Annotated in this window: 2 protein-coding genes; both read left to right on the top strand. The window is 70.8% G+C overall.

Annotation, left to right across the window (positions count from 1 at the left end; genetic code table 11):
* A partial coding sequence (locus tag FOE67_RS25870; protein WP_182667248.1) for a zinc-binding dehydrogenase occupies positions 1–523 on the top strand: 523 nt, incomplete at its 5' end.
* A gap of 398 nt (positions 524–921) precedes the next feature.
* Entirely contained in the window at positions 922–1,311 is a 390-nt protein-coding gene (locus FOE67_RS25865) for a hypothetical protein (protein WP_182667247.1), read from the top strand.
* Positions 1,312–1,324: the final 13 nt, after the last annotated feature.

The following is a 1,324-nucleotide window of genomic DNA, read 5'->3' as shown; positions in this document are numbered from 1 at the left end:
GGGCGAGACCGTCGTGGTCTCGGGGGCTTCCGGCGGCGTCGGCCTGGCGCTGGTGCAACTCGCCCGGGAGCGAGGCGCGCGGGTGCTCGCCATCAGCAGCGGATCCAAGGTCGGTTCGGTGCGCGAGGCGGGCGCCCACCATGTCGTCGACCGCGCGCAGGACATCATCGAACAGATCCGCGGCGTGGCCCCGGAGGGTGTCGATGTCGTACTCGATGTCGTCGCCGGGGACCTGCTGGGGGAAGGGCTTCCGTTGCTGCGCGAAGCCGGCCGGTGGGTCGTGGCCGGTGCGCTGGGCGGGTACGACGTGAAACTCGACGTGCGTCGCCTCTACCTGCACAACGCTCGGATCATCGGTTCCGCGATGCACACGCCCCGGCATTTCGACCTGCTCGTGGAGCTGGCTCGGCGGGCCGGAATCCAACCCGTTGTCGCCGCCACGTTTCCCCTGGAGCAGGCAGCCCGGGCGCAGGAGGAACTCGGCCGTCGGGAGCACGTGGGAAAGATCGTCATGCATCCCTGAACCCGGAGGTCATGGTTGCCGCTCAACCGGTGGAGACGCGTTCCGCGCGAGTGCCCCCCTTGGTTGTCGAGCCGTTCCGGAGGCCGGAGCCGGGCGCGGGCATCCCCCTTCCCGTGGCCACCGGATATCCGGGGGAGGGGGGATTCGGGTGACGGGAAGGGGGTGTGTTCGATTCTTCCAACACGTGAGACGGGGGCTCGAATTTTCTCGGAAGTACGCGTTCCGTGTTTTTCTGGTGACGGAGGGGAATAACTCACCGGGAATCACCCCGCAGGGTGAGGAAGGTTGACTGGAGCGAAAGTGAAGGAAAATCAGATCATCTCGGAATGGTGCTGTGAGGTCATGCCCGGCCGGGTGCGGGGCGCCGTTTCCCGGTGCATCTCCCGGGGGCGGGGCCGATGAGGGCGGGCGCGTTCCGGTGCGAGGTGGTCGCCCGATGTCCGGAATCCCAGGGCGAGTGGGTGCTCGCGAGCCGCTCGGTCGGCTCCCCCCGCCTGGCGTTGCGCTGGTTGCAGGAGTGGGCCGGGCGGCTGGCCGAGGCCCCCTGCCCGGAGGGAGGGGAGAGCTCACCCTCCTCGCTGCACGGCTGGCCGGCCGACCGCCGGCACCGGGAGCGCCGGGCGGCGCTGCTGGCCGCCGGGCGGCCGGTGCGGTTCCTCGTGGACGTGGTGGACCGGATGGGCGGCGGGGGCGGCACGGTGGCCGTTCGCTACACGCTCTCCTGCCGCCCGATCCTGCCCGCCCGGTCGTTGCGCCCGATGCCCGCGGAGTTCCCGGAGGCCGTGTAGGGGCGGGCAGGGG

This window comes from Streptomyces calidiresistens (assembly GCF_014141525.1).
GTDB lineage: Bacteria > Actinomycetota > Actinomycetes > Streptomycetales > Streptomycetaceae > Streptomyces > Streptomyces calidiresistens.
This window is presented reverse-complemented; position numbering and strand designations above follow the sequence as displayed.

What these genes read in the sequence shown, in the direction of transcription:
- FOE67_RS25865 (WP_182667247.1), top strand. Translation starts at nt 922, where the DNA reads ATGAGGGCGGGCGCGTTCCGGTGCGAGGTGGTCGCCCGATGTCCGGAA.